This is a genomic window from Amycolatopsis sp. SB7-3 (assembly GCF_041021335.1).
Taxonomy (GTDB): Bacteria; Actinomycetota; Actinomycetes; order Mycobacteriales; family Pseudonocardiaceae; genus Amycolatopsis; species Amycolatopsis japonica.
Window position 1 is genome coordinate 123,163 of the sequence record NZ_JBFPJQ010000008.1, and the last position, 12,529, is coordinate 135,691.

9 protein-coding genes are annotated in these 12,529 nt (G+C 68.7%); 7 read left to right on the top strand and 2 right to left on the bottom strand.

What is annotated here, in order from left to right; all coding sequences use genetic code 11:
• Positions 1-5: 5 nt before the first annotated feature.
• The gene (locus tag AB8M46_RS36970; RefSeq protein ID WP_378421598.1) at positions 6-584 is read left to right on the top strand and encodes a GNAT family N-acetyltransferase; all 579 of its coding nucleotides are present in this window, start codon (positions 6-8) and stop codon (positions 582-584) included.
• Here the strand turns inward: AB8M46_RS36970 and AB8M46_RS36975 are convergent.
• Entirely contained in the window at positions 581-1,216 is a 636-nt protein-coding gene (locus AB8M46_RS36975) for a YigZ family protein (protein ID WP_378417289.1), read from the bottom strand. The genes AB8M46_RS36970 and AB8M46_RS36975 overlap by 4 nt on opposite strands.
• A gap of 551 nt (positions 1,217-1,767) precedes the next feature.
• Between AB8M46_RS36975 and gltB the strand changes: the two genes are divergently transcribed.
• The 4 genes from gltB to AB8M46_RS36995 all read left to right on the top strand — a co-directional run bounded on the left by gltB (position 1,768) and on the right by AB8M46_RS36995 (position 10,395).
• Positions 1,768-6,306 carry a glutamate synthase large subunit gene (gltB, locus tag AB8M46_RS36980; protein ID WP_394363186.1) on the top strand — a complete coding sequence of 1,513 codons (4,539 nt, stop codon included), beginning with the start codon at positions 1,768-1,770 and terminating at the stop codon, positions 6,304-6,306.
• On the top strand, positions 6,299-7,750 hold the full coding sequence (locus tag AB8M46_RS36985) for a glutamate synthase subunit beta (protein WP_016332091.1): 1,452 nt from the start codon (positions 6,299-6,301) through the stop codon (positions 7,748-7,750). The genes gltB and AB8M46_RS36985 overlap by 8 nt, the downstream gene beginning before the upstream one ends.
• Positions 7,751-8,068: 318 nt before the next feature.
• Complete coding sequence (locus tag AB8M46_RS36990) at positions 8,069-9,481, top strand: Dyp-type peroxidase (protein WP_394363187.1); 1,413 nt, start codon at positions 8,069-8,071, stop codon at positions 9,479-9,481.
• A gap of 128 nt (positions 9,482-9,609) precedes the next feature.
• On the top strand, positions 9,610-10,395 hold the full coding sequence (locus tag AB8M46_RS36995) for a DeoR/GlpR family DNA-binding transcription regulator (RefSeq protein WP_037346676.1): 786 nt from the start codon (positions 9,610-9,612) through the stop codon (positions 10,393-10,395).
• Here AB8M46_RS36995 and AB8M46_RS37000 read toward each other — a convergent pair.
• Positions 10,385-11,278, bottom strand: a complete 894-nt coding sequence (locus tag AB8M46_RS37000; protein WP_125735791.1) for an ROK family protein — start codon at positions 11,276-11,278, stop codon at positions 10,385-10,387. The two genes, AB8M46_RS36995 and AB8M46_RS37000, sit on opposite strands and share 11 nt — an antisense overlap.
• Before the next feature lie 202 nt (positions 11,279-11,480).
• Between AB8M46_RS37000 and AB8M46_RS37005 the strand changes: the two genes are divergently transcribed.
• Together AB8M46_RS37005 and AB8M46_RS37010 are read left to right on the top strand one after the other, a co-directional pair.
• Positions 11,481-11,687 (top strand): CbtB-domain containing protein, encoded by a 207-nt coding sequence (locus AB8M46_RS37005; RefSeq protein ID WP_034312940.1) that lies wholly within the window; start codon positions 11,481-11,483, stop codon positions 11,685-11,687.
• A gap of 15 nt (positions 11,688-11,702) precedes the next feature.
• Positions 11,703-12,467, top strand: a complete 765-nt coding sequence (locus AB8M46_RS37010; RefSeq protein WP_037346672.1) for a CbtA family protein — start codon at positions 11,703-11,705, stop codon at positions 12,465-12,467.
• The last annotated feature ends 62 nt before the right edge of the window (positions 12,468-12,529 follow it).

Genomic DNA, 12,529 nt, shown 5'->3' on the forward strand with positions numbered 1-12,529 from the left:
TCGTGATGCGTGTCTTTCTGGAGACCGAGCGGCTCGTGCTGCGGCAGTTCACCGGTGCCGACGTCGACGACCTGTTCGCGCTCTACGACGATCCCGAAGTCATGCGGTACCTCAATGGGGGCGAACCCGCCGACCGGGCGGAGATCGAAAAGCTGGACCTTCCCGCCTTTCTCGGTTACTACGAGCGTTTCCCCGGTTACGGGTTCTGGGCGGCGATCGAGAAATCGAGCGGGGATTTCCTGGGGTGGTTCCATTTCCGCCCGCTGCGGGGACACCACACGGACGACCCCGAGCTGGGGTACCGGCTGAACCGGTCGGCCTGGGGCAAGGGATACGCGACCGAAGGTTCGCTCGCGCTCCTGGAGAAGGGGTTCACCGAATTGGGGGCCCGGCGGATCTGGGCGGCGACCATGGCGGTGAACCTGGGGTCCCGGCGGGTCATGGAAAAGATCGGGATGCGGTACGTCCGGACCTACCACCAGCACTTCGACCACCCGATCCCCGGCACGGAAGAGGGTGAGGTCGAGTACGCCATCACCCTGGACGAGTGGCGATCGGCGCCCGAACCGCATTCAGAGGACTAAACGCGGCCGGTGGGCAGCCAGGTTTCGCCGATCTCCTCGGCCAGGGCCTCCCCGCCGGTGAGGTCGGCGAGCCAGGCGTGGAACGTCTCACCCTGGTCCGGCGCGAGCCCGACGTCGAAATGCGCGACGTCCTCGAAGCGCGTCGCGTGCAGCAGGTACGGCGACGAGCGGATGTCGTTCTCCAGGCGGCCGGCCCGGTCGTAGTCGACGACGACCTCCACCAGCCGCAGCCGCCGGTACTCCCGCACCCCGATGACGTCGACGGCCTCCGAAACGGCCTGCCCGTACGCCCGGATCAGCCCGCCGGCGCCGAGCAGCACCCCGCCGAAGTACCGGGTCACCACGGCGACCGTGTCGGTCAGCTCGCGGCGGCGGAGCACCTCGAGCATCGGGGTGCCCGCCGTGCCCGCGGGCTCGCCGTCGTCACTCGAACGTTGAGTCCTGCCGTCGGCGCCCAACACGAACGCGTGACAGTGGTGCCGGGCCGCCGGATCGGCCTTCTTCCTGGCGGCGATCACCTCGCGGGCGGCCTCCTCCGAGGTGACCGGCGCGAGCGCGCAGAGGAAGCGCGACCGCCGGATTTCGATCTCGTGGACCCCGGTACCCGCCACGGTGAGATAACGATCCGCCATCGGCCAAGCCTCTCAAACCGGGCAGGTCGCTCTGCCGTTCGGGCGATTCGCCGGTCACCCGAGGTCACCATCGCAGGAGCGAAACCCACTCTTCCGCGCGACCCAGGTCACACTTTCGGACGAGCCCGGCAGCGATAACCGCAGGTCAGCACGCTGATGCTCCACTCAGTGGACACGTCATTCCAGCTCGTGGGCAGATGATGTTTGAAGTCAACGCCCGCGTGGCATTTCCCACCCCGACCAAGCGACGTATGTCGATAACAGCGATTTCACACTATCGTCATAAGACCGGCGAACCCGGGAGTAACACGTGTACCCGCCAGCCACCCACCACAGCGGCCAGGCGGCACCCACGTGCACAGCAGTACCGATATGCGCATCGGCCGCCCAGTGCAGTGCGGCTCTACGAGGCCTGCCCCCGTTTCCGCGGGCGGGATCGTTCCCTCTCGACTGACCATCGCGGTCCCGGACCACTCCGTTAACTGGTTCACGTCCGAACCACCCGAACGGAGTGTTACCGGTCGCGCCGACGCCTTGGGAGGCGGCCAGCCGTGACCCACCATGCCAGCTACAAGGGCAGCAAGGCCCCCGAAGGCCTGTACGACCCGGAGTTCGAACACGACGCCTGTGGTGTCGCGTTCGTCGCCGATCTCTCCGGTAAACGCGATCACGGCATCGTCGCCAAAGCGCTGATCGCGCTGCGGAACCTGGAACATCGCGGGGCCCGCGGCGCCGACCCGGAGACCGGCGACGGCGCCGGGATCCTCATCCAGGTCCCCGACGAGTTCTATCGCGAGGTCGTCGACTTCGACCTTCCCTCGGCCGGCGCCTACGCCGTCGGCACCGCTTTCCTTCCGCAGGACGAAAAGGCCCGCGGCCGGGCGATGACGACCATCGAGCGCGTCGCCGCCGAAGAGGGCATGCGCGTGCTCGGCTGGCGTGACCTTCCCGTCGACACGGACCACGTCGGCACCGGCGCGGCCGAGACCATGCCGCATTTCAGCCAGTTGTTCCTCGCCGGGAACGACGCGCTGGAGGGCCTGGCGCTGGAGCGCACCGCCTTCGTCGTGCGCAAACGCGCCGAGCACGAGCTCGTCGAGGACGACGTCTACTTCCCCAGCCTGTCCTCGCGCACGATCGTCTACAAAGGAATGCTCACCGAGCCGCAGGTCGAGAAGTTCTTCGCCGACCTCACCGACGAGCGCGTCACCAGCGCCATCGGCCTGGTGCACTCCCGCTTCTCCACCAACACCTTCCCGTCGTGGCCGCTGGCGCACCCGTACCGGTACGTCGCCCACAACGGCGAGATCAACACGTTGCGCGGCAACCGGAACTGGATGGACGCGCGTGAGGCGCTCCTCGAATCCGACCTGATCCCCGGTGACCTCAAGCGGATCTACCCGATCATCACCCGCGGCGCGAGCGACTCGGCGTCCTTCGACGAGGTGCTGGAGCTGCTCCACCTCGGCGGCCGCTCGCTGCCCCACGCGGTGCTGATGATGATCCCGGAGGCCTGGGAGAACCATCAGGAGATGGACCCCGCGCGCCGCGCGTTCTACGAGTTCCACTCGACGCTGATGGAGCCGTGGGACGGCCCCGCGCTGGTCTCCTTCACCGACGGCACCCAGATCGGCGCGGTCCTCGACCGCAACGGCCTGCGCCCCGCCCGGTACTGGGTCACCGAAGACGGCCTCGTCGTCCTCGCCAGCGAGGTCGGCGTGCTGGAGCTGGACCAGTCCACCATCGTCCGCAAAGGACGGTTGGAGCCGGGCCGCATGTTCCTCGTGGACACGGCCGCCGGCCGGATCGTCGAGGACGAGGAGATCAAGAACGAGCTCGCCACCGAGCACCCGTACGACGAATGGGTCGAGGACGGCCTGCTCCCGCTCGACGGGCTTCCCGCGCGGGAGCGCGAGATCCCGCCGCACGCCGCGCTCGTGCGCCGTCAGCAGGCGTTCGGCTACACCGAGGAGGAGCTCGACGTCCTGCTCGAACCGATGGCCCGCACCGGCGCGGAGCCGATCGGCTCGATGGGCAACGACTCCCCCATCGCCTCGCTGTCCAGCCGCCCGCGGCTGCTCTTCGACTACTTCATCCAGCTCTTCGCCCAGGTGACCAACCCGCCGCTGGACGCGATCCGCGAGGAACTGGTCACTTCGCTCGGCACCCAGCTGGGTGCGGAGCCGAACCTGCTGCAGGCCGACGCCAAGTCGTGCCGCCGGATCGTGCTGCCGTTCCCGGTGCTGGACAACGACGAGTTCGCGAAGCTGGTGCACGTCAACGACGACGGTGACCTGCCGGAGTTCCAGGCGGTCACCGTGCAGGGCACCTACGACGTCCACGGCGGCGGCGAGGCGCTCGTGCGGCGGCTCGACGAGATCCGCGCCGAAGTGTCGGCGGCCATCGCCGAGGGCGCGCGGCTGATCGTGCTGTCCGACCGCGGGATCGACGAGGACCACGCGGCCATCCCGTCGCTGCTGCTCACCGGCGCGGTGCACCACCACCTGGTGCGCGAGAAGACCCGCACGCAGGTCGGCCTCATCGTCGAGGCGGGCGACGCGCGCGAGGTGCACCACATCGCGCTGCTGATCGGCTACGGCGTCGCGGCGGTGAACCCGTACCTGGCGATGGCGACCGTCGAGGAGATGGCCGAGCAGGGCCTGATCGCCGGTGCCACCGCCAAGCAGGCGACCGCGAACCTGATCAAGGCGCTCGGCAAGGGCGTCCGCAAGACGATGTCGAAGATGGGTGTGTCCACAGTGGCCTCCTACACCGGCGCGCAGATCTTCGAAGCGGTCGGGCTCGGCGAAGAGGTCATCCAGAACTGCTTCACCGGCACCACTTCCCGGCTCGGCGGCGTCGGCTTCGACACGCTCGCCCTGGAGGTCGCCGAACGGCACCGCCGCGCGTTCCCGCGCGACGGGTTCCGCGCGAACCACCGCGAGCTGGAGACCGGCGCGGACTACCAGTGGCGCCGCGAGGGCGAGCCGCATCTGTTCAACCCGCAGACGGTGTTCAAGCTGCAGCATTCCACCCGTGCCGGGAAGTACGAGGTCTTCAAGGAGTACACGAAGGCCGTCGACGACCAAGCGCAGAAGCTGTACACGCTGCGTGGGCTGTTCGACTTCAAGGTCGGCCAGCGGCCGGCGGTGCCGATCGACGAGGTCGAACCGATCTCCGAGATCGTCAAGCGGTTCGCCACCGGCGCGATCTCCTACGGGTCGATCTCGGCGGAGATGCACGAAACCCTGGCCATCGCGATGAACCGGCTCGGCGGCAAGTCGAACACCGGTGAGGGCGGCGAGGATCCGGAACGGCTCTACGACCCCGAGCGCCGCAGCGCGGTCAAGCAGGTCGCGAGCGGCCGGTTCGGCGTCACGAGCGAATACCTGGTCAACGCCGACGACATCCAGATCAAGATGGCGCAGGGCGCGAAGCCCGGTGAGGGCGGCCAGCTGCCCGGCGCGAAGGTGTACCCGTGGATCGCGAAGACGCGGCACTCCACGCCGGGGGTCGGGCTCATCTCCCCGCCGCCGCACCACGACATCTACTCGATCGAGGATCTGGCGCAGCTGATCCACGACCTCAAGAACGCCAACCCGGCCGCGCGCATCCACGTGAAGCTCGTGTCCGAGGTCGGCGTCGGCACGGTCGCGGCCGGGGTTTCCAAGGCGCACGCGGACGTCGTGCTCATCTCCGGGCACGACGGCGGCACGGGCGCTTCGCCGCTGTCGTCGATCAAGCACGCGGGCGGTCCGTGGGAACTCGGGCTCGCCGAGACGCAGCAGACGTTGCTGGCCAACCGGTTGCGCGACCGGATCGTCGTGCAGACCGACGGCCAGCTCAAGACCGGCCGCGACGTCGTCATCGCCGCGCTGCTCGGGGCCGAGGAGTTCGGTTTCGCGACCGCGCCGCTGGTGGTGTCCGGCTGCATCATGATGCGGGTGTGTCACCTCGACACCTGCCCGGTCGGCGTCGCCACGCAGAACCCGAAGCTGCGCGAGAAGTTCAGCGGCAAGGCCGAGTACGTGGTGAACTTCTTCGAGTTCATCGCCCAGGAGGTCCGGGAGTACCTGGCGGAGCTGGGTTTCCGGTCCATCGCCGAAGCCGTCGGCCATGCGGAGATGCTCGACAAGCGCAAGGCGATCGACCACTGGAAGGCCGCGGGTCTCGACCTGACGCCGATCTTCCACGTGCCCGACATGGCCCCGGCCGGCCTGCGCCACCAGCAGACCGTGCAGGACCACGGGCTGGAGAAGGCGCTCGACAACACGCTGATCCAGCTGGCCGAGGGCGCGCTGTCGTCCGGGGACAAGGTGCGGCTGGAACTGCCGGTGCGCAACGTGAACCGGACCGTCGGCACCATGCTCGGCCACGAGCTCACCAAGCGATGGGGCGGCGAAGGCCTGCCGGACAACACGATCGACGTCACCTTCACGGGTACCGCCGGTCAGTCGTTCGGCGCGTTCGTGCCCAAGGGCATCACGCTGCGGCTCTACGGCGACGGCAACGACTACGTCGGCAAGGGCCTGTCCGGCGGACGGCTCATCGTGCGGCCGCCGAAGGTGGCGAGGTACAACGCCGAAGAGCACATCATCGCGGGCAACGTGATCGGCTACGGCGCGACCAGCGGCGAGATCTTCATCCGCGGCAAGGTCGGCGAGCGGTTCTGCGTGCGCAACTCGGGTGCGCTGGCCGTCGTCGAAGGCGTCGGCGACCACGGTTGCGAGTACATGACCGGTGGCCGGGTCGTCGTGCTCGGCGGTGTCGGCCGCAACTTCGCGGCCGGGATGTCGGGCGGCACCGCCTACGTGCTGGACCTGCCCGCGCACCGGATCAACCCGGAGATGGTCGACATCGACCCGCTGGATTCGTCCGATGTGGACTTCCTGCGCGAGGCGCTCGAAAAGCATTACGACGAAACGGAGTCCGCCGTCGCGCGTGCGCTGCTCGCCGACTGGGACGCCGCCGTCGACCGGTTCGGCAAGGTCATGCCGAAGGACTACAAGCGCGTGCTCGCGGCGCAGGCGAAGGCCGAGCGCGACGGGCGTGACGTGAACGAGGCGATCATGGAGGCCGCACATGGCTGACCCCAAAGGCTTTCTGACCACCACTCGCGAGACGCCCAAAAGCCGTCCCGTCGACCTGCGCCTGATGGACTGGCGCGAGGTGTACGAGGACTTCGCGACGTCGAAGCTGCAGAAGCAGGCCGGACGCTGCATGGACTGCGGTATCCCGTTCTGTCACCAGGGCTGCCCGCTCGGGAACCTCATCCCCGAGTGGAACACGCTGACCTGGCGCGACGATTGGCGCGACGCGGCCGAGCGGCTGCACGCGACCAACAATTTCCCGGAGTTCACCGGGACCCTCTGCCCGGCGCCGTGCGAGACGGCGTGTGTGCTCGGGATCAACGACGATCCCGTCACCATCAAGCGGGTCGAGATCTCGATCATCGACCGGGCCTTCGAAGAAGGCTGGGTCACGCCGCAGAAGCCGGTGGCGCTCACCGGCAAGAAGGTGGCCGTGGTCGGATCCGGCCCGTCGGGACTCGCCGCGGCGCAGCAGCTCACGCGCGCGGGCCACAGTGTCGTGGTCTTCGAGCGGGCCGACAAGATCGGCGGGCTGCTGCGCTACGGCATCCCCGAGTTCAAGATGGAGAAGCACCGGCTCGACCGCCGTCTGGACCAGATGCGCGCCGAGGGCACGGAATTCCGGACCTCGGTGAACGTCGGCGTCGACCTCACCGTCGAGGAACTGAAGTCGTCCTACGACGCCGTCGTCCTCGCCGGCGGCGCGACCGCGTGGCGGGATCTGCCGATCCCCGGCCGCGAGCACGCCGGTATCCACCAGGCGATGGAGTTCCTGCCGCACGCCAACCGCGTCGCCGCCGGGGAACTGGACGTCTCGCCGATCAGCGCCGAAGGCCTCGACGTCGTGGTCATCGGCGGCGGTGACACCGGCGCGGACTGCGTCGGGACCTCGCACCGCCAGGGCGCGAAATCGGTGACGCAGCTGGAGATCATGCCGAAGCCGCCGCTTTCGCGGTCCGACGCGCACCCCTGGCCGACGTACCCGATGATCTACCGCGTCTCGTCCGCGCACGAGGAGGGCGGCGAGCGGCTGTACTCGGTCAACACCCAGGAGTTCGTCGCGGACGCCGACGGCCGGGTGCGGGCGCTGAAGCTGGTCGAGGTGCGCAACGAGGGCGGCAAGTTCGTCCCCGTGGAAGGCACCGAGCGCGAACTGCCCGCGCAGCTGGTGCTGCTGGCGATGGGCTTCGTCGGCCCGGAGCGGGAAGGCCTGCTGGAGTCGCTCGACGTCGAGCTGGACCAGCGCGGCAACGTCGCCCGCGACAAGGCGTTCAAGACCAGCGTCGACAACGTGTTCGTGGCGGGCGACATGGGACGCGGCCAGTCGCTCATCGTGTGGGCGATCGCCGAAGGCCGGTCCGCCGCGGCCGGCGTCGACGCGTTCCTCACCGGCCGGGACGTGCTGCCCGCGCCGATCGCTCCGACCGACCGGCCGCTCACCTAGGCCGTTTTGCGCGTGAAGGCCCCCTTCCCTCGGCTGAGCCGAGGGAAGGGGGCCTTCACGCGTGTTGCCCCCATCGCGTTTAGTCCTCTGGATGCGGTAGTTGCGCGGACAACCACCGCAAGCAGAGGACTAAACGCGGGGTGTAATCGGCGCATTGGTTCTTTCGAGTGAAAGAACCGCCGGAAGAGTGTACTTGCGGGTGATGACAGCAAGGTTTCGGTATCGGTTGTATCAAGGGGGTAAGTCCCGTGCGGCGGCGGGGACCGGCAAGACCTGCCGGGGCCGCCGGACGGGATCCCAAGGAGGGGGTTCCTTGATATGTCCGTCGATCTGACCGTGCCCTTGGAATGGAAGACCGCCACCGGCGATGCCGCGAAAATGCTCGAAGAACTACAGCCGAACATCCTGAAAGCGCACGCCAGAGACCATTTTTCCGCACTTTTCCTCCGTTTTTCGGAGGCCCCGAGCGCGATGAAGTTCCTCGCGTCGCTCGTCCCGCTGATGAAGTCCGCGAAGACCCACCTGACCGAGGTCGAGCGCTTCAAAGCCGAAGGGGTGAAGGGGACGCCCTACGTCGGCACCGGGCTGACCTCGGCAGGCTACCGGTTCCTGAAAATCGAGGCGCCACAAGACGAATCCTTCCGGTTGGGCATGCGCACGCAGGAGACCCGGGAGAAGCTGAACGACCCGCCTCGCTCCACCTTCGACAGCGGATACCACGACGAGATCCACGCCGTCGTCGTCATCGGCGACGGCGCCGACGCCCCGATGACCGCGCGCCGGAACGCGGTTCTCGCACTGATTCCGTCGACCGTTTCCGTCGTCGCCGAGGAAACCGGATTCGGCCGGGTGAACGCCAACGGTGAGGGTATCGAGCATTTCGGCTACGTCGACGGCCGGAGCCAGCCGCTCTTCCTGGTCGAGGACATCCACGCGGAAAAGACGGGGACGGACGGGATCAGCGTCTGGGATCCGAGCGCCCCGCTGAACCAGGTGCTCGTTCCGGATCACGCGGCTCCCGATCCCGAAGTGCATTTCGGCAGCTACTTCGTTTTCCGCAAATTGGAACAGAACGTGCGGCGGTTCAAGCAGTCGGAAGAGGCACTGGCGGATCAATTGGGGCTCGTCGGCGAAGACCGGGAACGGGCGGGCGCGATGATCGTCGGCCGGTTCGAGGACGGCACGCCGGTCACCGCGCAACGGGAAGAGGGCGCGGAAAGCCCGGTACCGAACAACTTCGACTACGGAAGCGACATCGCCGGCGCCAAATGCCCGTTCCAGGCGCATATCCGGAAGACGAATCCGCGCGGCAGCGGCGGCGCGGAACAACCGCCGCAGGAACGTCTGCACCTGATGGCACGACGGGGCGTGCCGTACGGCGAACGGGCCGACGATCCGAACGCCGACCTGCCGCCGTCCGCGCGGCCCAGCGGCGGGGTCGGCCTGCTGTTCATGGCGTTCAATTCGGTGCTGGGCAACCAGTTCGAGTTCACGCAGGCGACCTGGTCGAACAACCCCGGGTTCCCGATTCCCCCGGTCGGGGTCAAACCGCCGGGCCTCGATCCGGTCATCGGCCAGGGCCCGCGCCCGGAATCCGTCTACACCGCGGAATGGGCGGGCACCCGCACGGTGACCGCGGATCCCATCCCGCAGGCGGTGACACTGAAGGGTGGCGACTACTTCTTCATGCCGTCACTCGCCTTCCTGCGCGGGCTCGGCGGGAAGAACTGATCCGGCGGGCGCCGGTCACGCTGGGGGTGGCCGGCGCCCGCTTTCTCCCTTCTCTCGGTCCGTATCGCGACGCGTAGTACTTTGTCCGGTGCGGTAAGCGACATCGGGCTTCGGGGAGGGAGCTGGTGATGAATCGGCATGAACGGCTGACGGCCTTATTGGACATGGTGGGAGAGCGGGAAAAAGTCGACGTCGAGGTTTCGGCGGGCGAACTCGGTGTCTCCCCCGCGACCATTCGCCGGGACCTCGATCATCTGGCGGGCCGCAATCTCGTGGTCCGCACCCGCGGCGGCGCCGTCGCGAGCAACGTCGCCTACGACCTTCCGTTGCGGCACAAGGCCGCGCGCAACGCGCCGGAACAGCAACGGATCTCCGCCGCCGCGGCCAGGATGGTCGACCCGGGCATGGTGGTCGGTCTCAACGGCGGCACCACGAGCACCGAGGTCGGCCGCGCGCTCGCGACCCGGCCGGATATGGGCGAGCCGAGCGGCGGGCCGTCGCTCACCGTGGTGACGAACGCGCTCAACATCGCCCACGAACTCGCCGTGCGGCCCAATATCAAGATCGTGGTGACCGGCGGGGTCGCGCGGCAGCAGTCGTTCGACCTGTCCGGGCCGCTGTCGCAGCTGTTCCTCGATCAGATCTCGCTCGATCTGGTGTTCCTCGGCGTGGACGCCTTCGACCCGGTGCACGGCGCGCAGGCGCACCACGAGGGCGACGCGAGCACGAACCGGCTGATGGCGGCCCGCGCCCGGCAGGTCGTCGTCCTCGCCGACAGCGGGAAGCTCGGCGGTCACGCCTTCGCGAAGATCTGCGCGACCGCCGACGTCGACGTGCTCGTCACCGACGGCCGCGCCGATCCCGAGCGGGTGCACGCCTTCGAGGAGGAAGGCGTGCGCGTGGTCAAGGCTTGAGCAGGTCCAGCCCCAGCAGCGCCGCGCCGAGCCTGCCCGCCTCGTCACCGAGCCGCGCGATCCGCAGTTCCGGCATCCGCTGGAACTGCAGGTTCGCCGCCAGCCAGGCCCGCACCGGCTCGAGGACGTAATCGCCCGCGGTGAACAGGCCGCCGCCGAGAACCACGACTTCGGGCGCGAGCAGGGTCACCAGGGTCTTGATGCCGTGGCCGAGCCCCTCGAGCGCGTCGTTGACCACGGAGATCGCGGCCTCGTCACCGTGGCGGGCGGCGTCGACCACCTGCTCGGCGCCTTCGGCGGGCCGCCCGGTGTGCTCGCTGTAGCGGCGGGCGATGGCCGACGCGGAGGAGATCGCTTCGAGGCATCCCGTCGCGCCGCAACCGCACGGCAGCCGGTGACCGACGTCGATATGCCCGATTTCGCCGCCTTGCCCGCCCGCCGCGTACAGCCTTCCGTCGAGCTGTAGCGCGGCCGCGATCCCGGTGCCGACCGGGATGAAGGCGGCGTCGGTGCAGCCCTTGCCCGCGCCGACGCGGAACTCCGCGAGCCCGCCGGCGCGGACGTCGTGCCCGAACGCGAACGGCAGGCCGAGCCTGCTGTCGAGCATCTCGCCGAACGGGACGTTCCGGAAGTCGAGGTTCGCCGAGAACCTGGCCACCCGCTCGACCTCGTCGACGATGCCGGGGATGACCACGCCGACGGCGTCCGGCGTACCGGTCCCAGCCTGCTTGCCCAGCGTTTCCACGATCCGCGCGACCTGATCGGCGAGCGCTTCGCCGTCCGCCCCGCGCGCCGTCGGCTCGCGCAGGCTGGCGAGGTCTTTCAGGTCCGCGTCGTAGAGGGCCGCCTTGATGGACGTGCCGCCGACATCGAGTGCCGCCACCGCAGGTGTCATACCCACGATTGTCACATTGACCGGAGGCTTCACCGCGACCTACGCTCGGTCGGCCAGACGACGGCACCCGGAACGCGGTGAGAATCCGCGCGGTCGCGCCACTGTGACCCCGAGCGATCGGGGAAGCCAGACCCGGAGCCGTCGTGACACCCCTGAAGAGGCCGCGCTAGCCCGAGGAGGTCCCACCGCCATGTCCGAAGCGGTAGCCGCAGTACCCGTCCCCGTCCGGATCCCCGTCCGCGAGATCCTGCCCTGGGCGGTGCTCGTCATCCTCCTTTCGTTGATCACGCTGTACTTCGTCAGCGCCGAGCAGGGCGCGGTGTCGGTGTTCGCGAATTCGTACGTCCACGAGTTCGTCCACGACGGCCGGCACCTGCTGGCCTTCCCCTGTCACTAGGGCGGCAAGCGCTCCATGATGAGGACCTTGCTGGTCCGCGGCATGCTCGCGGGCCTGGTCGCCGGTGTCCTGGCGACCCTTTTCGCGTACTTCTTCGGTGAGCCTTCGGTCGACACCGCCATCGGTCTCGAGGGCACCGCCGCGCATTCGCACAGCGCGCCCGGTGCCCACGAACACGCCCCGGCCGACGCCGAAGCGGCGGAGGAAGAGCTCGTCACCCGCGGTGTGCAGAGCACCGTCGGGCTGCTGACCGGCGTCGGCCTGTACGGCGTCGCCGTCGGTGGGCTGTTCTCGCTCGCGTTCGCCTTCACCTACGGCCGCCTCGGCACGCTGCGACCGCGGGTGACCGCGGCCCTGCTCGCCGGCGGCGGCTTCGTGGTCGTGTTCCTCGTGCCGTTCTTGAAGTACCCGGGGAATCCGCCCGCGGTGGGTCAGGCGGGCACGATCGGGAGCCGGACTTCACTGTACTTCGGTTTCGTCGCGCTTTCGCTGCTGGTCGGCATCCTCGCCGCGGCGTTCGGGCGGAAGCTGGCCGACAAACTCGGCGCCTGGCGCGGCGGTCTGCTCGCCGCGGGCGGGTACGTCGTGCTGATCTCGGTGGCGGCGGCGCTGCTGCCGTCGATCGACGAGGTCCCCGACGGGTTCCCCGGTTCCACGCTGTGGTCCTTCCGGCTGGCGTCGGTCGGCACGCAGGTGGTGCTCTGGACCGCGCTCGGCCTGGCCTTCGGCGCGTTGGCCGAGAAGGCCTTGGGGCGTAAGGACACCGTGCGGGCAAGCTAGCGTTTCGTCCTCTGAATGCGGTAGTTGCGTGTGCAAGGACCGCATTCAGAGGACGAAATGCG

Bases quoted from the DNA above. Each gene is read 5' to 3' on its own strand.
- AB8M46_RS36985 (WP_016332091.1), top strand. From the start codon at position 6,299: ATGGCTGACCCCAAAGGCTTTCTGACCACCACTCGCGAGACGCCCAAA.
- AB8M46_RS37010 (WP_037346672.1), top strand. From the start codon at position 11,703: ATGATGAGGACCTTGCTGGTCCGCGGCATGCTCGCGGGCCTGGTCGCC.
- AB8M46_RS36990 (WP_394363187.1), top strand. From the start codon at position 8,069: ATGTCCGTCGATCTGACCGTGCCCTTGGAATGGAAGACCGCCACCGGC.
- AB8M46_RS36995 (WP_037346676.1), top strand. From the start codon at position 9,610: ATGAATCGGCATGAACGGCTGACGGCCTTATTGGACATGGTGGGAGAG.
- AB8M46_RS36970 (WP_378421598.1), top strand. From the start codon at position 6: ATGCGTGTCTTTCTGGAGACCGAGCGGCTCGTGCTGCGGCAGTTCACC.
- AB8M46_RS37005 (WP_034312940.1), top strand. From the start codon at position 11,481: ATGTCCGAAGCGGTAGCCGCAGTACCCGTCCCCGTCCGGATCCCCGTC.
- AB8M46_RS36975 (WP_378417289.1), bottom strand. From the start codon at position 1,216: ATGGCGGATCGTTATCTCACCGTGGCGGGTACCGGGGTCCACGAGATC.